19 protein-coding genes and 4 pseudogenes are annotated in these 22,013 nt (G+C 37.6%); 9 read left to right on the forward strand and 14 right to left on the reverse strand.

Going from position 1 to position 22,013, the window contains the following annotated elements; all coding sequences use genetic code 11:
- From NO346_RS01655 to NO346_RS01665, 3 genes are all read right to left on the reverse strand, one after another.
- Nucleotides 1–1,202, reverse strand: a 1,202-nt coding sequence (locus NO346_RS01655; RefSeq protein ID WP_256414008.1) for a hypothetical protein, incomplete at its 3' end; no start/stop codon positions are given.
- Nucleotides 1,203–1,221: 19 nt separating this feature from the next.
- Nucleotides 1,222–1,563: a hypothetical protein gene (locus tag NO346_RS01660; RefSeq protein ID WP_087554592.1), complete on the reverse strand. Its 342-nt coding sequence runs from the start codon at nt 1,561–1,563 to the stop codon at nt 1,222–1,224.
- Nucleotides 1,564–1,633: 70 nt separating this feature from the next.
- Nucleotides 1,634–1,840, reverse strand: coding sequence for a helix-turn-helix domain-containing protein (locus NO346_RS01665; protein ID WP_161984909.1), 207 nt, complete (start codon nt 1,838–1,840; stop codon nt 1,634–1,636).
- Between the two features lie 102 nt (nt 1,841–1,942).
- On the opposite strand from NO346_RS01665, the gene NO346_RS01670 reads away from it, so the two are divergent.
- Nucleotides 1,943–2,422: a hypothetical protein gene (locus NO346_RS01670; RefSeq protein ID WP_161984910.1), complete on the forward strand. Its 480-nt coding sequence runs from the start codon at nt 1,943–1,945 to the stop codon at nt 2,420–2,422.
- A gap of 7 nt (nt 2,423–2,429) precedes the next feature.
- Here NO346_RS01670 and NO346_RS01675 read toward each other — a convergent pair whose 3' ends face one another.
- The 7 genes from NO346_RS01675 to NO346_RS01705 all read right to left on the reverse strand — a co-directional run bounded on the left by NO346_RS01675 (nt 2,430) and on the right by NO346_RS01705 (nt 11,075).
- Nucleotides 2,430–2,906 (reverse strand): protein kinase, encoded by a 477-nt coding sequence (locus NO346_RS01675; protein ID WP_161984911.1) that lies wholly within the window; start codon nt 2,904–2,906, stop codon nt 2,430–2,432.
- Nucleotides 2,899–4,872 carry an integrase gene (locus tag NO346_RS01680; RefSeq protein ID WP_256414009.1) on the reverse strand — a complete coding sequence of 658 codons (1,974 nt, stop codon included), beginning with the start codon at nt 4,870–4,872 and terminating at the stop codon, nt 2,899–2,901. Before NO346_RS01680 ends, NO346_RS01675 begins: the two co-directional genes overlap by 8 nt.
- The gene (locus NO346_RS01685; RefSeq protein ID WP_256414010.1) at nt 4,869–6,470 is read right to left on the reverse strand and encodes a site-specific integrase; all 1,602 of its coding nucleotides are present in this window, start codon (nt 6,468–6,470) and stop codon (nt 4,869–4,871) included. Before NO346_RS01685 ends, NO346_RS01680 begins: the two co-directional genes overlap by 4 nt.
- Nucleotides 6,451–7,623: a site-specific integrase gene (locus NO346_RS01690; RefSeq protein ID WP_161984913.1), complete on the reverse strand. Its 1,173-nt coding sequence runs from the start codon at nt 7,621–7,623 to the stop codon at nt 6,451–6,453. Before NO346_RS01690 ends, NO346_RS01685 begins: the two co-directional genes overlap by 20 nt.
- A gap of 216 nt (nt 7,624–7,839) precedes the next feature.
- Nucleotides 7,840–8,424 carry a single-stranded DNA-binding protein gene (gene ssb, locus NO346_RS01695; RefSeq protein ID WP_005156773.1) on the reverse strand — a complete coding sequence of 195 codons (585 nt, stop codon included), beginning with the start codon at nt 8,422–8,424 and terminating at the stop codon, nt 7,840–7,842.
- 51 nt (nt 8,425–8,475) lie between these two features.
- On the reverse strand, nt 8,476–9,840 hold the full coding sequence (locus tag NO346_RS01700) for an MFS transporter (RefSeq protein ID WP_256414061.1): 1,365 nt from the start codon (nt 9,838–9,840) through the stop codon (nt 8,476–8,478).
- Between the two features lie 152 nt (nt 9,841–9,992).
- Nucleotides 9,993–11,075 carry a DUF475 domain-containing protein gene (locus NO346_RS01705; protein ID WP_256414011.1) on the reverse strand — a complete coding sequence of 361 codons (1,083 nt, stop codon included), beginning with the start codon at nt 11,073–11,075 and terminating at the stop codon, nt 9,993–9,995.
- A 171-nt stretch (nt 11,076–11,246) separates the two neighbouring features.
- On the opposite strand from NO346_RS01705, the gene tenA reads away from it, so the two are divergent.
- The gene (tenA, locus tag NO346_RS01710; protein ID WP_256414012.1) at nt 11,247–11,921 is read left to right on the forward strand and encodes a thiaminase II; all 675 of its coding nucleotides are present in this window, start codon (nt 11,247–11,249) and stop codon (nt 11,919–11,921) included.
- Nucleotides 11,922–12,077: 156 nt separating this feature from the next.
- Here tenA and NO346_RS01715 read toward each other — a convergent pair.
- Nucleotides 12,078–12,341 (reverse strand): annotated as a pseudogene (locus NO346_RS01715) (DUF1304 domain-containing protein); the annotation flags it as partial.
- Nucleotides 12,333–12,598 (reverse strand): annotated as a pseudogene (locus NO346_RS01720) (TetR/AcrR family transcriptional regulator); the annotation flags it as partial. The pseudogenes NO346_RS01720 and NO346_RS01715, both read right to left, overlap by 9 nt.
- Nucleotides 12,599–12,965: 367 nt before the next feature.
- On the opposite strand from NO346_RS01720, the gene uvrA reads away from it, so the two are divergent.
- The 4 genes and pseudogenes from uvrA to NO346_RS01740 all read left to right on the forward strand — a co-directional run.
- Nucleotides 12,966–15,797, forward strand: a complete 2,832-nt coding sequence (uvrA, locus tag NO346_RS01725) for an excinuclease ABC subunit UvrA (protein WP_256414013.1) — start codon at nt 12,966–12,968, stop codon at nt 15,795–15,797.
- Between the two features lie 562 nt (nt 15,798–16,359).
- Nucleotides 16,360–16,707, forward strand: a complete 348-nt coding sequence (locus NO346_RS01730) for an IS630 transposase-related protein (RefSeq protein WP_087537030.1) — start codon at nt 16,360–16,362, stop codon at nt 16,705–16,707.
- A gap of 17 nt (nt 16,708–16,724) precedes the next feature.
- Nucleotides 16,725–17,198: pseudogene (locus tag NO346_RS01735) on the forward strand (IS630 family transposase); the annotation flags it as partial.
- 11 nt (nt 17,199–17,209) lie between these two features.
- Nucleotides 17,210–17,857, forward strand: a pseudogene (locus tag NO346_RS01740) (carbapenem susceptibility porin CarO); the annotation flags it as partial.
- 115 nt (nt 17,858–17,972) lie between these two features.
- On the opposite strand, the gene NO346_RS01745 reads toward NO346_RS01740, so the two are convergent.
- Nucleotides 17,973–18,623: a response regulator transcription factor gene (locus tag NO346_RS01745; RefSeq protein ID WP_256414014.1), complete on the reverse strand. Its 651-nt coding sequence runs from the start codon at nt 18,621–18,623 to the stop codon at nt 17,973–17,975.
- Nucleotides 18,624–18,974: 351 nt separating this feature from the next.
- On the opposite strand from NO346_RS01745, the gene msuE reads away from it, so the two are divergent.
- Both msuE and sfnG read left to right on the forward strand, forming a co-directional pair.
- On the forward strand, nt 18,975–19,715 hold the full coding sequence (gene msuE / locus NO346_RS01750) for an FMN reductase (RefSeq protein WP_087543610.1): 741 nt from the start codon (nt 18,975–18,977) through the stop codon (nt 19,713–19,715).
- A 27-nt stretch (nt 19,716–19,742) separates the two neighbouring features.
- Complete coding sequence (sfnG, locus tag NO346_RS01755) at nt 19,743–20,849, forward strand: dimethylsulfone monooxygenase SfnG (RefSeq protein ID WP_256414015.1); 1,107 nt, start codon at nt 19,743–19,745, stop codon at nt 20,847–20,849.
- A 79-nt stretch (nt 20,850–20,928) separates the two neighbouring features.
- On the opposite strand, the gene NO346_RS01760 is transcribed toward sfnG, so the two are convergent.
- The gene (locus NO346_RS01760) at nt 20,929–21,342 is read right to left on the reverse strand and encodes an Lrp/AsnC family transcriptional regulator (protein WP_087537033.1); all 414 of its coding nucleotides are present in this window, start codon (nt 21,340–21,342) and stop codon (nt 20,929–20,931) included.
- A gap of 105 nt (nt 21,343–21,447) precedes the next feature.
- Here NO346_RS01760 and NO346_RS01765 point away from each other — a divergent pair, with 105 nt between their 5' ends.
- Nucleotides 21,448–21,990, forward strand: a complete 543-nt coding sequence (locus NO346_RS01765) for a cysteine hydrolase family protein (protein ID WP_241334819.1) — start codon at nt 21,448–21,450, stop codon at nt 21,988–21,990.
- Nucleotides 21,991–22,013: the final 23 nt, after the last annotated feature.

A 22,013-nucleotide genomic window follows, 5' to 3' on the forward strand; every position in this document is an offset into this window, starting at 1 on the left:
GTAATTATATAGAATGGATGTATGCTTCTAAATTTACTTTTTTTTGAATCTAAAAACTTAGAAAACTCTTCTTCAAACTCATTAACATTTTTTTTATCTTTAAAAACAAAGGATTTTAAAACTAAAGTTAATAAATCTTTATTAAATTTATTCTCATCTTCAACTTTTCCACATTGGGAAATCCATCTTATTAAGACCTTAAAATTAATTTTATTTAAAGATATTGCATTTAGACAAAGAATAGCTTCTTCCAACTTTAAGGGTTTTAAATCATTTATTTTACTTAATATAGCTTGATCGATTTCTACATTTCTTTCTGAATATTTTTCTAAAGCATCAGCGACCTCACTACTAATTAGCCTAATATCATTAATAAATTTTACAGCCACATCTAAAATATTGCAGATTGAAAAATCTGACTTAATAACAAGATTAATCAATAGTCTCAATGCATTCTGACTAATCTCACTCTCATCTTTAATTAATTCAAGAAAAGAAAAAGCTATTGAAAAAAAATCTTCTACAATTTTTTCTTCTAAATAATCTAATGGCCTGTCAAGCTTATTCGATAAATCATCATATGAAATTGACACCTTAAGAATTTTTAAATTTTTATCATCATCTTTTATTTTTTCTAATACGATTAGAGCCTCTTTTCTCTTTTCTACTCTAGCTAATCCTCTAGCCAAAAATAACAAACCTAGTTCATCTAAAACCATTATTTCTTTAGAGAATATTTCTTTTAACTCATCTTCATCAGCGAAATAACGAAGCTTGATGTTCTCTAGATAAAAAGATCGATCTTCTGAAAAATTATTATATACCTCTAATGCTTCACTTTCAGAAGTTAAATAGGTCATTTCTACCAAAATTGATTTATAAAGATCTAAGAATTCTGGCGAACCTAAACGTATTGCCCTTTTTATAGTATTTAAATCACCTTCAACTCTTAGACTTCTTTTGAAATTTAGGTAGATAGTCAATACTTCCAAAAGTTCGACAACCCCTGCTGATTTTGAAGGTATATGAATATTTGATTCTAGCTTGCTTTCCGCCTTATCAAATGATCCTATATTAATTAAATAATATAAGTTATAAGCAACTTTGACAAAATCAACCGCCTGCATGGACTGATTGATAATCTTATCACCCAATATATTATCACCCGATCCATTATGTGTTTGTGTGATAGATTCTGTCATAGTAGCCCCTAGATTCTAACTATTTGTCTGATTTATAAGTTACATGTTTATCACCTGCAACATTGTCGCCTGATCCTGAATGAATCTGGGTAACCTGCGTTAAAGACTGATCAATTTTTATTGCCTTTAACAAAGACATCAAGTCCTGATTTTGCTCAATTCTTCTTGCTATTCCTGTCTCATTAAGCTCATCAATATTATCGATTTGGTTAATTTCATCTACTACCTTTTGTGCAGTAGTATCATCAATCAACCAACCTTTTACTTTCGTCTTAAAATTGTCTAACGTTAGTTTTGCAGATGTTTTAACAATGTCATATACAACTCCTGACAGAATCGTAGCTGTCAAAAATGCTTCCATATTTCTTTTCCCTTTATTATCAAGCTTATGAGTTATATTTAATATGGTTTTTTTATTTTTTTTCAAGCTATTAAGGAAGTAAATTTTCAGGTGTAACATCTAAAGCTTTTGCCAACTCATAAATTTTCTCTAAAGTAATATTTACTTCCCCCCTTTCAATACGCCCCATATAACTACGATCTATGTTACATAGCAACGCAAGCCTTTCTTGAGACAGATTTTTTAGTTTTCTCTGTTCCCGAACCTTCAAACCAAAAGAAACTGTAAGTTCTGACATATTTTGAATCAACTGCTCAAAAAACAGAACTATCACTATTTGAGGACTATATATCCACGGCTTATAATCCTCATTTATTGTGAATTTGAAGCGTATTTCACCATGCAACTTCTTAACATGCCTTTGTTCGAATTATTTCTTCCCGTCATTCAATCAAATTCAATTCAAAACTGGACTGCTAATGACTTTTGGAAGCAAATGAAACTGACTAAAAAAGAACGTCACCGCTTTAATCGCCAACGTATGTACCGAATATTACGAAAACTTGTTGAATTTGGTTTTTTAGAGAAAGAGTTAAACCTAAACTATCCTAGACTTTCTATTTTTAAAGAAACACCTAAAATCAATGAGATCAGATTCTTAAACAAACAAGAATCTGATGTTTCTAAAATCAAGTTAGAGGAAGCAAAAGTTAGTTCTGAAATTATGTTTTTAGAAAAACAAGTTGAAAAATATAGAAAACTAGAACTAAATTTTCCGAATATCTCAAACAAAATATGTGATGCGAAAAAGCTATGCTTATCCCAACTTCTTGAATTAAAAGCATATCGCTCTGCTCTTCAGAGCGTTATCGCATCTTAGATCAATATTAAATCCGCCCAGAAAAAGGGATTTCTTTATCAAATTCTTTCAGAGTTTTTTCGATGGTTGTGTGACTTGGTAAGACTGTTTCAGGATGAACAGGCTTATCAACATCACTCACTTGAATACCTTTTTGACGAATATGATAGGCAATTTGCTGCCATCTCTTTTTCCATTTCATCTCTTTTTCTTGGAAAGAGCTGAGTTGCATCTTTAACGACTCTATTTCTGTCTTTAACTCCTCAACAGTTTTACCCAAATCTTCTTTTGAAGTAACTTTGCCTTTTGATAAAGATTGTTTAGCTACATCGTAAGCTGCTTTGATTGCTGGTTTTGCTTGCATTGCTTGGCGAGAAAATTTGAATCGATCTTCTAAAATACTCCAAGTTAATTTAGAACCGAAGTGACCCATTGCCCATTTATTGAGTTCCCGAATAATTCTTGCCTCATCTAGCTCTGTCATACGCTGGAATTTATTAGACATTCGATATTTCCTCTAAATAAGCTTTTGGATCAAACTCAACTACACCGTTATCTTGCAGTTGTTCTGTTAAAACATTAATTTTTTTCTTATTGTGTAAATCCCAATCCACACTTTTCTTAATACGTGTAGATTGCATTTGCTGCTGTACTACCTCTTGTGCATGTACTGTCATAGCCAGAATGCGCTTCTGCTCATCTAAACGCTTCTTATCGTCTTTAACCCACACATAATCCTTACAGTCAGCAGAACATTGTAAATGGCGTTCACAAGGCAATTGTGAGAAATTATGAATGCATAATCCAGTTCCAACATCATGCACGGCTTGAACTCGTGCTTCCAGCACAGCATCTTGTATATTGATAGGAAGATTAAAAATCTGCTCAGCCAGTATTCCTTTGGCTTCACCATTTTTTAACTGTTCTCTAATCATAAGCGCTTTCTTTTCAGGACTGGTATGTTGATAAGCTTTTGTATCTTTAGGATCTGAACGTCCAAACCATTCTGTTTGTAAAAGATCAGATAAACCACCTTCGTCCAACATGGTATTCAAGGTATGTCTAAAATCATGTGTAGTGAATTCAGGAATATCTTCTAAACCAACATACTCTTTTACTAAATCATCTAGATATCTTAAAAATGTTGTTAGCATTGAATGAGTACATTCTACGGTCAGCCAATGAGCTATGCTCTTACCACTAGACATTGTGTAATAACGTAAAAACATTAAATCACTTAAAAAATAACTTTTTCCAAATTGATCTATATGTATCGCTCTTAAACTTTGAGGATTGAAATTGTGTCTACAATACTGTTTCAAGCCTTGAATAGTTGTATACATTTGGCATGAATTCTCGTCTTTAAAGACAAATCCTTCTTTAAATAACCGACTACTTTTACTCAATATAGTTGGACTAACTCCTAAAATTATCAAATCACTAGAGAATAATTGCTCAGGCTGATTTTCTAAGAATCTTGCATCGATATCTTGTGATTTGAGCATTTCTAAAGCTGTATCCCTGCAGTCTCTAGTGAGATATCTAATCTCCTCAATAACCTCTCTTAACAAACTTAAAGTTTGCGAAGGAAGCCATAATTTTCTTTTAGGAGTAAAGGTATTGCCTTTAGATGTTTTTCTAGGAAAGTATTCTAGATAAGCTACACCATCCTGACTAACTTGAATTTCTTGATCTATTAATAGTGAGAGCTCTGAAAATCTTCGACCTGTACAAGCAAAGAAAGTTAATAACAATATATAAAAACGATATTTATGATCTTTTGGCACATTTTGATATAGCTGTCCAAGAATTTTGAAGACGACTGGTGCTAATACTCTTTCGTTTGTTACCAAAGTATCTGGATCATCTAATCGTTTAGTACCAACAGAATTTGCAGACATTGGCCTTTTTTGCTTAGCATATTTGTAATTTAAGAAGTTCTTACATAAGCCATTAGCATCTAGGTGGCCAGCAAACTCTGCAACTAATTTATGAAACCCATATGCTGATGATTCAGAATAGTCTTGAGTAATCTTTTCACAAGCGAAGTCTAAATCTTGTCTTGTAATATCATAAATTGATGCATTTCGGCTTTGCACAGCATAATTTATGTAGCTAGCAACTAATACGAACCATCGTTGGTTTGTTAAATTTTGCTGTTTAGAATGAAATCTGAGAAGTAATAATGCTTTAACTAGATTTGCCCAATTCCCTTTTATTTTTTCACCACCTAATTTTGGTGGGTAAATAAAGTTTATTGTAATTGAGAGACTATTTCTTCCATCCTGTTGTAGTAAACGTCCTCCAGTTATTTCCCAAACTTCTTCATCCCACTGAATAAGTTCAAATCCTTCTAGTTTTAATAATTTTGCCTTGGCAACAAGATTATTAAAGTTCACTTGTCTGTCGATTTGTAAGCTTGTTAAGAAAGGAATAACTTTTGATTTTCTTAAAACTTTTTCAGTGCTCATACATCTTCCTTCTTACAAGCTTCTGCTACCTGTGCTACAGCAAAAATAACTTCATCTAACTGGATTCCTAAACGAGCATTTTCATATTTTTCTAAACGCTCATTTCTACTGTTAAGTAGACTCTCAAGCACGTATTCATGGTCAGCGTGTCTATAAGGCTGGAATTTTGGACATAAGTAGCATGAAAAGGGAGGATCTAGATGACATATAGAAGATTCACCACATACTCCAATATCTTTTATCTCATCCTCAATCTTATCCCCCTTAAAAACCAAATGCTTTTCAGGCTTATCACCATTCATAGCATTTTCTGAGGAGTCAATAATATGTCCAGAGAAATAGCTCAGATATTGAGAAAATCCTTTTGCAATTGCTTTATCTAGTTGAATAACGATTTTGCCTGCTAGCTCAAAATATACGTGAACATGCTGAGTATCAGTATGGTCCAGAATTCTAGCTAGAGCAGCCTTACTGATTCCCTCAGCAGCTAAACCTGTTGCAAGGGTATATCGAAGTCTTCGAGCTGTAACATACATTAACTCTTTTGTCAGAGGAGAAATAATATTGTGCCTTCTTACAAACCCTTTAATTAAAGAGGTGATCATTGAAGAGGAAAAGTTATAAGCATTCTCATAATCGCCAGATAATATCGCTGCCTCGTTTCCATTTATATTTAAAAAAATTGGCTGAGGATTTGGGAGCTTTTTACCCTCATGATAGAGAACGGTATTCGTTTCTTTATTGGCCTTGATTAAGTCATGAATATATTCTGCGAAAGTTGGATCAAGAAATTCCTCAATGTAGTCATCCCGTGGATTAACTAGCCTCTTTTTAATGCGTGGAATTCTTAGGACGTAAACTGGATCATCTGATTCGGGGGTTAAATTAACAAGATCAGAATGTCTTAAATAAGTTAGATTCGCTGGATTTCGACCATAAGCAATTGAAAGTGCGACAGTAGCCTTTTCTTGCAAATGCACAAACTTCTGACTCTTATCTTTTTTCAAAGCCTGAATGAGTAAAGGAAGCTCTAGACTATGATTCAAAGGCCCTGAATCTGGATCTTCCATCCGTACAGCTTCGCCTTTAGGATTCCCAGGAATGGACATCGTTTCTAAGATACTGGCATAAGCTGTTGAAAATCCTAATTCAGGATAATGCTCAGCTCCATACAAATACCATTGTACTGGTCTATATAACGTCCAGAGTTTATGCTCTGCTCGACCTAAATTAATCGCACTTTCAACTACGGAGATTAGAGTTTCTTCAATATCTTGAGCAGAATTTATAGCTTCTATATTGTTTCGGAAAAACTTTGTCCAAATATCCTGAAAATGCTGTAAACCTGCATGAGTAGATACTTTTTCAATCTTTTCTATGATGAAAGATTTTAATACCCATTTAAAATTTTCATTGGGAATCTTCGAAAAATCTAATTTAGAACTATAGGTATCAACTGCATAGGGTAGGTTCCATACGTCGCCTGCTGTATTCACCCGTTTTCCTTCGCGGCTAATAATGAAATCTGGAATATCCCTCCAACCATTTTCATTAACAAATAAATCATGTTGCATATTTTTAGATTCCAAAGATTTCACGTTGATATTGTCCTAAATACTTATTAGCTTCTAATTCTGTTTCTTTGAATGTATAAACATCTTGTGACGATAACGAACTATCTCCCCTCAAATAAGCTAATGCTTTTTTTCTATTGTCTTCCTCAACCCCAGCCTCTCTTAGCAAGCGCTCCATTGAAGATGAAAAAGTATGCCTTAAAGTTTTTGGACTGAAATTTTTAGGTAAAAATTTAGAGTGCTTTTCTTTCAAAATTTGAAAATATTGGGTAATTGAGGGAAGTGAAAGAGGTTTGCCATCTTGATTCAGAATCAAGTAATCCCATTCAATAGAAGTTTGATTTTTCTGATCTAACATCTCTCTCCATTTTGTAATATATATATCTAACTCTTTCGCAAGAGCTTTATCATTGATTGATAATGTCCTTCCGTTTCTCTTAATTTGAGGTCTTTGCTTTCTTTTATCTTTAACATCAGGTGGACGACGATGCACTCTTATGGAAGATATACCTCCAAGTTGTACATCTTCCACTCTTAAACTTAATAGCTCTCCAGGGCGTAACCCAAAAGAAAGCATCAACATCACGATAATATAATTTCTATATTCAATCGGATTCTGACTTCCCACTTTTGGTTTAATCAGCTTAATAAGATTAGATTGCTCACTACTACTTAACCCTTTACTAAGGCTTTTATTGGTTGGTGGATAGTTTATAAAACAGCGATCAAGTAAGGAAATAAGCCTAGTCTTATAAGTGACGTAGTATTGATAGTGATCTGATGTAAAAGGTAACGTCCCGATGTACATCTCAATATACCAATTTAGAAATTGTCTAATCGTGATGAGTCTTTGATTAAACGTATCTGGCTTGACTGCAATCTTTATTGTTTTATGTCTTTTGTCATGATCTTTTCTTAGAAACTCTACAAGACTTCCTATAATTTCAGCTTCAGTAAAAGGTTTCTTCTTGATCAGCCTTTCATATAAGTCAATCTTATGAATTTGAAACCATTCGTATAATAGTTTTATCTCTCTTGAGTTCCTAATGAGCGTATTGGAGCTTGCATGCCTTTTGGAGAGAATAAACTCATTTGGTAAGGTTATTGGCATACCATCATCATCTAAGAGTATAGGCAACAACTCTCCAGAACTATGCAAGATTACCTCTACGTCCATATAACAAAATTCCCAACTTGATACATTCTTTTACCACACTAACTTAACAAAATAAATTATATATGCACTTTCAATTTAACATTTTCTATAGTTAAAAAAATAGCTTCTCTTATTTACAAAACAAAAGAAACTATTTTTATGTTTAAGTATTTGAATTGAAATTATTTTCAATTAAAATAATCATTAATAACTTAACAGATTATATTTATATATGATCTAAAATGGTAAATCATCATCTAAATCAGCAGGGGCAGTCGCAGGCTGAGGTGCTGATTTTGGTGTATTAAAACCATTTCCTGCTTGTGGACTACCAGCATAATTACCTTGATTACCGCCAGCAAAACCTCCGCCCTGACCATAACCATTTTGGTTATTGTTATAACCCGTATTTTGGTAACCACCACCTTGGTTATTGTTGTTATTAAAACGTGGTTGATTAAAGTCACCGCCGCCTTGTTCGCTTTGTTGACGCGTATCTAACATTTGCATTTGATCGCCACGAATTTCAGTACTGTAACGCTCTTGACCGTTTTGATCTGTCCATTGACGAGTACGTAATGAACCTTCGATATAAACTTTTGAACCTTTACGCAAATATTGCTGTGCAATTTCGCCTAAACGGTTGTGCAACACAATACGATGCCATTCTGTTTGTTCTTTACGCTCGCCTGTATTCTTATCTGTCCAAGACTCACTTGTTGCAATCGAAAATTGAGTCAGGGATCCACCATTTGGAAAAGTTTTGGTTTCAGGATCTTTACCCAAAGTACCTACTAAAATAACTTTATTCACACCACGCATTAGCTGTCTTCATCCTATATATTTCTATGTTTTACTTTATAAGAGTTATGTTTAAATGGCTACCTCTTTGCCAATCAAGTGCGTTAAATCTTGTCGTCCAGCATCATCTATACACTGTTTATCGACTTTAATATAAGCAACTTGTTGTTCAGGCATCACCACGACTTCTTCAATACCACGAATTGCCAACAATTTTGAAGTCCATTCATCCGTTTGTGTCATTTGAGGTAGAGGCAACACAATTGAAGACAAATATCGAGGTTGAGCCAGCCCAAAACTGACCAACAACCAAAGTATAGCAATCCCAGAGAGGACACTCCAGCCAAGTGCAGTATTCTGTAACATCAGAAGCTGTCCACCCAAAGTACCACCAAAAAAAGCACCTAAGAATTGGCTACTGGCATTTATTCCCATCGCAGTTGCTTTAGATTGAATAGGTGCAACTTTCGATAACCAAGATGGTAATAACGCTTCCATGACATTGAAGGCGATAAAGAAAATACCAAGCCCTGCGAGCAATACATATTTCGATTCATAACCAAAAATAAGAATCAGTAAACCCACAATAATTCCAGCAATTGCTGACAAGAAAATACCACGCATTTTGCGATATTTTTCAGCAATAATAATACTTGGGAAAGCAAAGAACAGACTCAGCACCAATAATGGTAAATAAATCAAACCATGTTTTGCCAGTGGAATCTGTGCATATTCAATCAACTGAGAAGGAATATAAATAAACATTGCCGTGAGCAATAAGTGCAGAGAAAAAACAGAGACATGTAAGCGATTCAGATCGCCCATTTGAATGACTTGTTTCAACTGCGATAAATAACCTTGTTGGAAATTACGATGATGTCGTGTGACTTTAGGCACGAGCAATAACATCAAAATCGCAGCCAATCCCATAATCGTTGTCACGAAAAATAGCCCAGAAATACCGACTAAGCTAGTGAGCCAAGGCCCTAAACTAAATGCCACTACGAAAGACAAGCCAATACTCATCCCCATCGCTGCCATGGCTTTGGTCCGCTGTTCTTCACGAGTCACATCAGCCAGTAAAGCCATGACTACGGCTGAAACTGCACCTGCACCTGCAATCGCACGACCAATAATCACACCATAAATTGTGTCAGATAAACCTGCTATCGCACCACCAATCGCAAATAAGAGTAAACCCAGTATAACCAATGGTTTACGACTAAAACGATCAGCCAACAAGCTAAACGGAATCTGCAAAATTGCTTGTGTTAAACCATAGACCCCTACAGCTAAACCAATGAGGGCAGGCGTGGCATATTGATAAGATTGTCCTGCCACTGAAAAGACAGGAATAATCATGAACAAACCCAACATGCGTAAGGCAAAAATGCTGCTTAAGGCAAAAGTTGAACGGCGTTCTAAAGCATTCATTATTGATAAGACACTATAACTGGCTTAGCGAATTATAAGCGATTCGCTTAACAAGGTTGTAAGTAGATTATGAAAAACACAATCTTTAGGAGAAAAAAATAAAGGAGCAAATCGTGCTCCTTTATTTAAAATATACCACTTAGCTGAAAATAAGCTTAAGAAGCTTGCTGTTCTCGCTTGCTATATTGAATAGATGCGATCACTGCCCAAACGATAAAGGCAACCCCGATCAAGCCAGTTACAACTTCAGGTACATGTAAGCCTGTACCACTTGCGATCATGATAAATGCCAAAGCGCCAATCGCATAATGCGCACCATGTTCCAAGAAAATATAAGCATCTAACGTGCCCTTTTCAACAAGATAGATGGTCATTGAACGGACAAACATTGCGCCAATCGCAAGACCTAACATAATAATGACAACATCACTGGTAATCGCGAATGCACCGATCACACCATCAAAACTGAACGATGCATCTAGGACTTCAAGATATAAAAAACCACCAAAACCAGCTTTCACGACACCTGAAGCAGCGCCATTTGCATCATGCGTAACCGCATTACCATTTTCATCAATCTCTGGCTCACCACCAAGGAGATGACTAAGCACCTGTACGCCAATATATACGACAATACCCCAAATCCCTGCCATGGTCACAGCCAAACGTATAGACTCTTCAACATTGGCTGCCATAATAATCATGGCAATCAATGCGAGAAAAACAGACATGGCGGGTACACTGGCTAAATTTGCTAATTTTGCTTCTAACCACTTAAACCAATGCGTTTCTTTACCATCATCAAAGAAGAAATTTAAAAACACCATTAACAGGAAAGTACCACCAAACGCTGAAATTTCAGCATGATGTGCCATTAAACGCTCTGAATAGGTTTTTGGATCATTCAATGCCATTTTAGCGACTTCAATCATGCCCATATCTGCCGTCACAGCAACAATAACGACAGGGAAAATCAAACGCATACCAAACACGGCGATTAGAATACCCACCGTTAAAAAAATCATTTTCCAGAAATGATCCCAATTACGTAATACCGAAGCATTTACCACAGCATTATCAAAGGATAGTGAAACTTCCATTACTGCCAAGATCGCAGTAATCGTTAATGCTTTAAGCATCGTAGCTACGCCTGCTTCAGGACCATGCGTGTAGCCCCAATAGGCAGATAGTGCTAAGCACACTACCGTAAAGAATATAGAAAAACGAAAATGCTTCATGAACAGCCTTATGCGAAATCGTTGAGTTATAGAAATGTAGCTATTGTAGGCGAGTTTCGACCCAAAAAGAGAAAAGATTGTTGGACTTGTTTGGCAAAAGAAACCATCTAAACTAGACTCTGTTATAGTGCTGAAAGATTTCTTTTATATGTACTTTAATAGGTTCATTTCATGACGTTTTCTCAAGATGTATGGCAACGTAATCACGATTTATATCAAAAAATATTAACTTTACCATTCAATCAAGAACTAGCTAAAGGGACTTTGGATCGTAAAGCTTTTTGTCATTATGTGATTCAAGATGCTCACTATTTACTCGCTTATGGTCGTGCGCTTGCTGTAGCTGCTGCAAAAGCCTACGAAGCAGATGATGTGATTCAATTTTCGGAAGCAGCAAAAATTGCCATTATTGTGGAACGTAGCCTGCATAGTGATTTTATGCAGGAATTTGACATCAGTAAGGCTGAGTTTGAAAGCACACCATTAACACTTGCCTGCCACCATTACACCTCTTTCCTAACCGCAACAGCTTGGTCAGAAAGTTATCCTGTGATTTTGGCAGCATTGCTTCCCTGTTTTTGGATTTATGCTGAGGTTGGTAAAGACATCGTAAACCAATCAGTTCCTAATAATCCGTATCAAGCATGGATTGATACCTATGCAGGTGAAGAATTTAATACGGCAGTGCGCAATGTGATTGCAACTGTAGATAAAGTGGCAGCACGTTGTGATCAAGACACTTTGGCGAAAATGCATGCTGCATACACTATGGGTGCAAAACTGGAATGGTTGTTTTGGGACAGCGCGTATCAGCAACGCCAATGGTTAGGTTTAGATCAAGCTTAATCGTCTATCAGACCTTCATTTACATTTTTCACAGACATAAAAAAGCCCCTCATAGGGGCTTAGTCGTATATCGTATTGTCCGATATACTGTATGAGGCTCATCTCAAACTGGCTGCATTAAAACATAAATCAGATCGAGTGAATACCTTTAATTGCTTAAAAAAAGTTAACCGCAATTAAGGCAAGCAATGCGGGTACAGATTGGATATAAATAATTTTTTTGCTTGCCGTCAAAGCACCATAAATACCTGCAATCAACACACACACTAAAAAGAAATTTGCCAAAGCCACCGCATAGGTTTCAGGTGCAATGAGTGCCCAAAACAAACCCGCTGCAAGAAACCCGTTATAAAGACCTTGGTTCTGCGCTAAAACTTTAGTGAGTTGGGCTTTTTCCAAGCTATTACCAAAAGCCTTTAAACGTGCACACGCACTTTGTTCAGTATGCTGCCAAAGCTGTTCGACTTGTACTTTATAGTCAGCCATGTATGTTCTAATAAGGCACAACCAAATGCCTCTTTAGACGCAAAATAGTGGTAGAACGAACCTTTTGGCACGTCACAGGCTTTTAAAATTTCTTGTAAACCAACTCCCACAAAACTTTTACGCAATAACAATTCAAAACTAGTATCCAAGATATGTTGTCGAGTTGCTTCACTCTTGATTGATTGTTTCATAGCCACACCATAAATTAATATTAGACCAGTCATGTAGTAAATTTATGTATTTTTATTCTGCAACAGCTTTACGGTAGTAAAATCAAAAAAGGAATGATAAAAATACAACTCGGTCAGGATGTGATACTCGTTATGAATGTGATTTAACCGTCACAATTTGTCGTTTTAAATATTTTTATACCACTTGAACAATTTTAAGGCGCTATCATATAAGACCCATTCAACAGCAAAATGCTGCTCAGAAATTATTTTAAATTGATTAGTACTGAGCTTTCTTTCAATACATTCAACTTAAATAATGAATGATCTATGAGATTGCTGTTCAATGTATTTTGATCTTCTATTTGCATATTACTGAGATGTTTTCATGAGCCAAAGTCATATCCGTATTCGAGGCGCACGTACCCATAATTTAAAGAATGTGTCACTCGATATTCCACGTGACAAATTTGTGGTGATCACAGGGCTTTCAGGTTCAGGAAAATCATCCCTTGCATTTGACACTTTATATGCTGAAGGTCAGCGTCGCTATGTCGAATCACTTTCAGCTTATGCACGCCAATTCCTTTCGCAAATGGAAAAACCTGAAGTTGACTCAATCGAAGGTTTATCACCTGCAATTGCAATTGAGCAGAAGTCAACTAGCCATAACCCTCGTTCAACTGTCGGGACAATTACCGAAATCTATGACTATTTACGTTTGCTCTATGCACGTGTAGGAACACCTTATTGTCCTGAACATGATCTCCCAATGGTGGCACAAACCATTTCTGAAATGGTTGATGCGGTAAAAGGATTAGAAGAAGGCACTGCCCTGATGCTACTTGCACCAGTAGTGCGCGAGCGTAAGGGTGAATACACCCAATTATTTGAACAATTACAAGGTCAAGGTTTTGTCCGTGCGCGTGTCGATGGTGAAATCATTAATATTGATACCCCGCCTGAATTAGACAAAAAGAAAAAACATACTATCGAAGTCGTGGTCGATCGCTTTAAAGTCCGTGACGATCTCGGCAATCGTATTGCAGAATCGTTTGAAACTGCATTACGTCTAGGTAGTGATATTGCGGTGTTGTCGTGGATAAATGGCGAACATCCTGAACGTGTGTTCTCTGCAAAACATTCATGTCCTGAATGTGACCGTGCTGTAGCTGAACTTGAACCACGATTATTCTCATTTAATAATCCATTTGGTGCTTGCTCTGTCTGTGACGGTCTAGGAACACGCAGCCATTTCAGCGCAGAAAAACTGATTCCAAATCCAGAAGTTTCGATCAGCCAAGGGGCGATTCGTGGTTGGGACAGACAACGTCCGTATTACTACACCATGCTGCAAAAAGTTGCGGATCATTTCAGTATTGATCTCGATCAGCCTTGGAATAGTTTAGATAAAGACACCCAAAAGAAATTTTTACAAGGCACAGGCAAAGAGAAAATCGACCTCAGTTATATCGATGAGCGTGGTCGTAAACATAGTCGTGTGCAAGCCTTTGAAGGAATTCTGCCACATTTAGAACGCCGTTATCGTGAAACTGAATCGAATTATGTGCGTGATGATCTCGCACAATATTTATCCAATGCAGCTTGTGATGCCTGTGATGGTTCACGTCTCAATGAAATTTCACGCCATGTTCGTGTTAAAGATAAGACCATCGCACAAATCACCAAGATGTCGATTGGTGATGCAGAAAACTACTATCAAGACCTCAATCTTGAAGGTGCCAAAGGTGAAATCGCCGATAAAATCTTTAAAGAGATTCGTGAACGTTTACATTTCCTCGTCAGTGTCGGTTTAAATTATCTCAGTCTTGCACGTTCAGCCGAAACATTATCAGGGGGTGAAGCACAACGTATTCGTCTCGCATCGCAAATTGGTGCAGGCCTAATGGGTGTGATGTATGTACTGGATGAGCCATCTATTGGTCTGCATCAACGTGATAATGATCGCCTATTACAAACCTTAATTCGCTTACGTGATTTGGGTAATACGGTGCTTGTGGTTGAGCATGATGAAGATGCGATTCGTGCTGCGGATCATATTATTGATATTGGTCCTGGTGCAGGTATTCATGGTGGTGCAATTATTGCCGAAGGCAATTATGATGAGTTGGCAAGCCATGCTGACTCCCTTACAGGTCAATATCTCTCAGGCAAATTGAAGATTGAAGTACCGAAACAGCGTACCCAATCACCTCGTCCAAATGAAGTGATCAAGCTGTCTGGTGCGAGTGGACATAACCTGCAAAATGTCGATCTGACCATTCCTCTCGGCATTATGACCTGTGTCACAGGCGTGTCAGGTTCAGGAAAATCAACGCTGATTAACCGTACCTTATTACCTTTGGCTGCGACCCAGCTCAATGGTGCAACCACACTGACCGCAGAAAAGTTTGATTCGATTGATGGTTTACAGCACTTAGATAAAGTGGTTGATATTGACCAAAGTCCGATTGGTCGTACTCCACGTTCGAATCCTGCCACATATACAGGCTTATTTACCCCAATTCGTGAGTTATTTGCACAAACGCCTGAAGCCAAAGCACGTGGTTACAGCGCAGGTCGTTTCTCGTTTAACGTGAAAGGCGGACGTTGTGAAGCCTGTGAAGGCGACGGCATGATCAAGGTCGCAATGCACTTCCTACCTGATATGTATGTGCCTTGTGATGCCTGCCATGGCAAGCGTTATAACCGTGAAACTTTAGAGGTTGGTTATAAAGGCAAGAACATTTCAGACGTGTTAGAAATGACCGTAGAAGATGCTGCTGAATTCTTTAGTGCCATTCCTGTGATTCACCGCCGTTTAGATACCCTAATTCAAGTAGGTCTAGGCTATATTCGTTTAGGTCAAGCAGCAACCACGCTTTCAGGTGGCGAAGCGCAACGGGTTAAATTAGCGCGTGAGTTAGCAAAACGAGATACAGGTAAAACCTTATATATCTTGGATGAGCCGACAACAGGTCTACATTTCCATGATATTGCTAAGTTACTCGACATTTTGTATGAGCTACGCAATAAGGGTAATACGATTGTGGTGATTGAGCATAATTTGGATGTGATCAAAACCGCAGACTGGGTAATTGACCTTGGTCCTGAAGGTGGTTCTGGTGGTGGTCAAATCATTGCCGAAGGTACACCTGAGCAAGTCGCTGAAGTTGAGATTTCTCACACAGGGCGTTTCTTGAAGCCAATGTTGAAATAAATTTAATTGGTTCTCAAGTACTGGCGTAAATTTAGGTTGATTTCGTTTCTCTAGCTTGAATTTACGCCAACTGAAAGGTCATATCTTAAAAAATGGATAAAGAACGGGCAAAAAAAAGCTCAACCTTGGGGAAAGTCGAGCTAGTAAAACACAATATATTGAGAAAATGTTACGAGAGAATAAAATGCAAATTAAATACCTCTCCACAACCATTATGTGAATTATATCTCAAAAAGTAAAGTCGATTAAATAGATCAGGTTTAAATTTACAATCGTTTTTCCAAATTAAATTAGCTCTTAAAATTGAACTCCCAAATTTTTTAATTGTCATGCTTCATTTATAAATTAAATTAATCATATAACACAATTTTAATGAGATTAAAATCACATTTTTATTGGTGATTTATTACAGTTTTACGACATATTAAAACGAAAAAAACGATAAACTCACCTGAATTAAACAATTAATAAATATCGTTTCGAAACAAGGTTACTCTCTTAAATAGTAGATGAAAACAACCTATATATAGTCCGCACGCAAAAAAACCAATACAATACCGATATGAGTTATCCAATACATTTTAGAAAGAAACTATTAGCCAAGCTTGAAGAAGGTCAATCTATCCGAGCGGTTGCTCAGCACTTCGAAATTAATAAAAATACAATTGTCGAATGGAAAAAACGAATCGAAATAAAAAGAACTCGACCAAGAAAACCATCTAAAGTTGATGATGATGCCTTACGTGTAGATGTTGAGCAATATCCTGATGATTATCAATATGAACGCGCTGCTCGTTTCGGTTGTGGTACTTCTACAATTGGTGACGCGCTCAAGCGTCTAAATATTACAGTTAAAAAAAGACCTTACGGCACCCGAAAGCAAAAACAGAACTCAGAGAACAGTATTTAAAAGATTTAAACCGATTAAGGTATCAACACCCGATTATCTATCTTGATGAAAGTGGATTTAAATCTCATGAACATAGACCTCATGGTTATTCAAAACAGGGAACTCCTTGTTATGGAAAATATAATTGGCAATTAAAAAATCAAACCAAAGCAATAGGAGCAATCCATGAGGGTAAATTATTTGCAGTTGGTTTATTTGATAGCAAAGTAAATTCGGATGTATTTCATTTTTGGGTAGATAAGTTTTTATTACCAGAATTACCCTCGAATAGTGTAATTGTCATGGACAATGCAGCCTTCCATAAACGACAAGATATACAAGATCTATTAGCCCAACATGGGCATCAAATACTTTGGTTACCACCTTATAGTCCTGACCTTAATCCTATTGAAAAAATGTGGGCATGGGTGAAAGCAAAAAGGAAAAATTGGTTGGTTAACTCAATAGATAAGCTTTTTAGTCATTTCTTTAACGAGTGTATGGGTAATTAAGCGGGTTGACTATAGCTCTTGGATATAACTTTGCTAATCTTGATGATACTAAATCTCAAAATTTAGGTGTTAAAGCCGAAGCCTATGTACCAACACCTTACGCTCCTGCATATGCAAGCTTAAGCTATAGTGCTACTGATAATGACGGCAAATATGGCGAGAATGATGACCGTGGTCAGCGTTGGGCTGTTGAATTTGGTTCGGTAATCGCTCCTAACTTCCTTATTGCTGTAGGTTATACAAATGTTGTAGAACAAACATCTTTGGATACTTTCAAAATCTTAAATAAAGGTTTTGGTAAAGCAGTTGGTGAAACAGCGACTATCGCTGACAAGCAAGATGCAATCACTGCTCGTACTAAATACGTTGGTGCTATCGATGGCACGCCTATGTCAATCGGTTTCGAAACAGGTATCGTTTACGGTGAAGACACTGCATACGAGTTAAAAACTGATTTGTACCTAAACTCCAAACTTAGCGCAGGTGTTTCATACGCTAAATCAAGTTTTGCAGATACACCTGATTCAGCTTGGGGCGTTAATGTAAACTACTTTATTACCCCAGCAGTTGCTGTAGGTGCAAGCTATTTAAATGCTAATGCTGTAGGTACTGATGAATATATGCAAACTATTGGCTTAAACGCTAAAGTACGCTTCTAATGCAGTCATAGATGTTCTAATTCAGCATCTATGCATAAAAAACCCAGTTCATGAACTGGGTTTTTTTATTGTCTTTAAACATTTGAATAAACGAATGAGTTATTCAACTTACTAATTACATCTTTTTATCTTCGATATTTAATGCACTAATTGCTAAAACAGCTTGCGTACGGTTTTGTACGCCTAATTTGCGGAAAATAGCCGTGACATGCGCTTTGATCGTGGCTTCTGATACGTCTAACTCATAAGCAATTTGTTTATTGAGCAGACCTTCTGCCACCATCATCAATACACGGAACTGCTGTGGTGTAAGCGATTGCAGACGTTCTGCCAACGCGGTTTCATCCGCAGCTCTTGGATCGAAACCATGATGCACGGCTAAATTCGGCGGTAGCCAAATTTCACCCTCTAGTACATGTTTAATTGCTTCGCCAATATGACTTGGGTGTGATGATTTCGGGATATACCCCATTGCACCATGTGCAATTGCACGTTGGATAATCGAGACTTCTTCATGTGCTGATACAACAATGATTGGAATCGCTGGGTATTGTGCTCGTACGTATACCAGGGCAGAAAAACCAGATGCGCCGGGTAAATTCAGATCAAGTAATACGAGATCAGGTTCTGCACCATGCTCTAAGCGCTCATAGAATTCATCGACATCTGCAGTTTCCTGAATCTGTGCTTGAGGAAGACTATATCGAACCGCTTGAATTAAAGCATGTCTAAATAAAGGGTGGTCGTCTACAATTAAAATATTCATAAGCGCTGAGCTGTCTGCGAGTACGTCACTGTACGGTGTTTATTCAAATTTAATCTATCTTAGCCTATTTTTTAAATGAACTGTTGGTTAGACATCAAAAGTTGTTTATTTCATCATAAATGTAAAACAATACAAATATTGATATAACTCACACAACATAGACCAATCAATACCTACTATACAGAAATAACCAATAGAAACAGAGTATTAAATTCATTTAATTTTTTCTACTGAATCCTTTATAGGTATATATACAAAACAGATAAGCTTGCAGCATTTCCTTATTTTACAACTTGGCATGCGGTGTAGATAAATAAATAGCAATTCGAAATGATCTTTTAGGCCGCTATTATGTCCAATCACAATACTCTCTCTACTCCCCTTAATATTGTTGCCGTATCTGGTGGTTTAAACAGTCCATCAAAAACGGAAAGTTTAGTTCAGGCGATTCTTGATGAACTTTCAGAGGCAATTAATATCAAGGTGCATTTCGTCAAACTGAGTGAAATTGGGCCTTTACTGGGTGGGGCAATTTATCGTAATCAACTGCCACAACGCGTACAAGATGATTTGGCTGCCGTTGAAGCCGCAGATGCATTGATTGTTGGAACACCTGTTTATCGTGCTTCGTTTACGGGCTTATTTAAGCATTTCTTCGACTTTGTTGAGCAAACAGCTTTGGTTGATGTACCTGTCTTACTCGCCGCTTCAGGTGGCAGTGACCGCCATGCACTGGTGTTAGAACATCAATTACGCCCACTATTTAGCTTCTTCCAAGCACAGACCTTGCCTATTGGCGTCTATGCTACCGATCGTGATTTCACGCCTGAATATACGGTTAAAAGCGAGCAATTGTCTGATCGCGTCACCCTCGCTGTGGCACGTGCTTTACCGATTTTGGAATGGGCACCTGCCAAAGGCCAACGTGCTGCTGCCATCAAAGCCAAAACTGAGCAAGCCAATCAGAATCTCGGCATCAATAAACAAATCGAACAAGCAGAAGTCTTACCATCTGCGGCAGTACCGAATCTGGATGCAGCTGAATCTCGCTTACACCCGAAGTCAGCCAAGAAGTTAACCCACGTCGCATAAACCATATCTGTTATGGAGGATACAACGATGACAATAACAACATCAGCAATTAAATTTGCCTACTGGGTTCCCAATGTGAGTGGCGGTCTCGTTGTAAGCAATATTGAACAACGTACAAACTGGAGCTACGACTACAATGTGCGCCTCGCACAAGCAGCGGAACGAAGCGGCTTTGAATATGCACTTACACAAATCCGTTTTACCGCTGGCTATGGCGCAGAAAACCAACATGAATCCGTGAGTTTCAGCCATGCTTTATTGGCAAAAACCGAAAAACTCAAAGTAATTGCAGCGATCCTACCAGGCCCTTGGAAACCTGTACTCGCCGCTAAACAACTAGCGACCATTGACTACCTCACCCAAGGGCGTATTGCGATTAATGTGGTCAGCGGCTGGTTCCGTGGCGAATTTGATGCGATTGGCGAACCTTGGCCTGAGCATGATGAACGTTATGTTCGTTCGGAGGAATTTATTCGTACCCTCAAAGGTATCTGGACAGCTGACAATTACAGCTTTGATGGCAAATATTACCAATTCCAAAATTACACGCTTAAACCGAAACCTTTGCAAAAACCTTATATCGAAGTGTTTCAAGGTGGCAGTTCCCGTGCAGCACGTGATATGGCCGCGCGTGTATCAGACTGGTATTTTACCAACGGCAATAGCGTTGAAGAAATCAAGAAGCAAGTTGATGATGTCCGCAGCAAAGCAAAGTTAGCCAACAGACAAGTCAAGATTGGGGTTAATGCCTTTATCATTGCCCGTGATACTGAGGAAGAAGCCAAAGCAGTACTGAATGACATCATTGCACAAGCCAATGTCGAAGCAGTGAATTCCTTCGGTGATGCGACTCGTGAAGCAGGTGCAGCAGCGCCTGAGCGTGAGGGCAATTGGGCAAAATCAACCTTTGATGATCTGGTGCAATATAACGATGGCTTTAAAACCAATCTAATCGGGACGCCGCAGCAAATTGCGGAACGTATTGTGGCCCTAAAAAATGTGGGGGTTGATCTGGTGCTTTCAGGCTTTCTGCATTTCATTGAAGAGGTTGAATATTTTGGAGCAAAAGTTCTACCGTTAGTCCGTCAACTTGAGCAACAACAGGAACGGCGTCTCGCAGCAAAATCAGCTTAGTTTTCAGTGCTGAATAAGAAGAAAAACAAAAGAAATGGCAAATCTTCCCCCCAAGGCTCGGCTTGGGGCTTTTTTTATTTTAACGGGTCTCAATTTCCCGCATGACCGTTTCAACCGAATATCGGCACCACTGCGACAGTTGCTCAATAAACTCATTTAATTGTGATGGATTAAAATGGCTAACAATCATATAGCAGGCGTTGCCGAGAATTTTAAAACATTCATCCACCTGCTCATATTGTTTGACCAAACGCTCAACCTCAATAAAAGCTTGCTGATCATTCATAAACAGTTGGATGAATTGTTTATGTTCATATTTTATCGCGATGGTGTAATTTTTGATAAAGCCTGCATCCATTAACTGTGCAATACGAGCGCCAACGGCCTGCCCAGTACGGTGCACTCGCTGTCCTATTTCTTTATGGCTTAAACGCGAATCTTGTTTTAGCAATTCAATAATTTTCAGATCAATCGGATCAAGTTCAATATTCATTTTTCATTACGAAAGAAAACCAGCAACAATGCTTTCATCTGAATATAGCGGATTTTTCACACTTCCCCTACTCTTGTTTTATCTTAACGTTGGAAGAAAAAAATGATGAAACAAGCCTTACTGATTATTGATGTCCAAAACGATTATTTTAAAAATGGCAAAATGGAATTGGTCAATCCAGAGCTTGCTCTTGCGCAAACCAATCTATTGGAAGACCATTTTATTCAAAACAATTTACCGATTATTTATATTCAGCATATTAACCCTGCCTCTGCCAGTTTCTTTCAGGAAAATACCGTGGGTGTTGAATTACATCCTCAACTTAAAGTCACAGATCAATCAGTGATTGTCGAAAAGCATTTTCCCAATAGCTTTTTGGAAACCAATCTTCAAACCATCCTTGAACAACATCAAGTTGAACAGTTAGTGATCACAGGTATGATGACCCATGTCTGTATTGATTCAGGGACACGTGCAGCCAAAGAACTTGGATACCAACCAATTGTCATCGCAGATGCCACTGCAACCCGTGATCTTGAACATGATGCTAAGATCGTCAAAGCAGCCGATGTACAAACGGCATTTTTATCTGCACTCGGTTTCTTTGCCACAGTACAAAACACGGCTGATTTTTTAGCACAGAATTAAATCATGCAGAAAAAAAGGGCGTT

The sequence above is a fragment of the Acinetobacter sp. 5862 genome (genome assembly GCF_024494585.1).
Taxonomy (GTDB): Bacteria; Pseudomonadota; Gammaproteobacteria; order Pseudomonadales; family Moraxellaceae; genus Acinetobacter.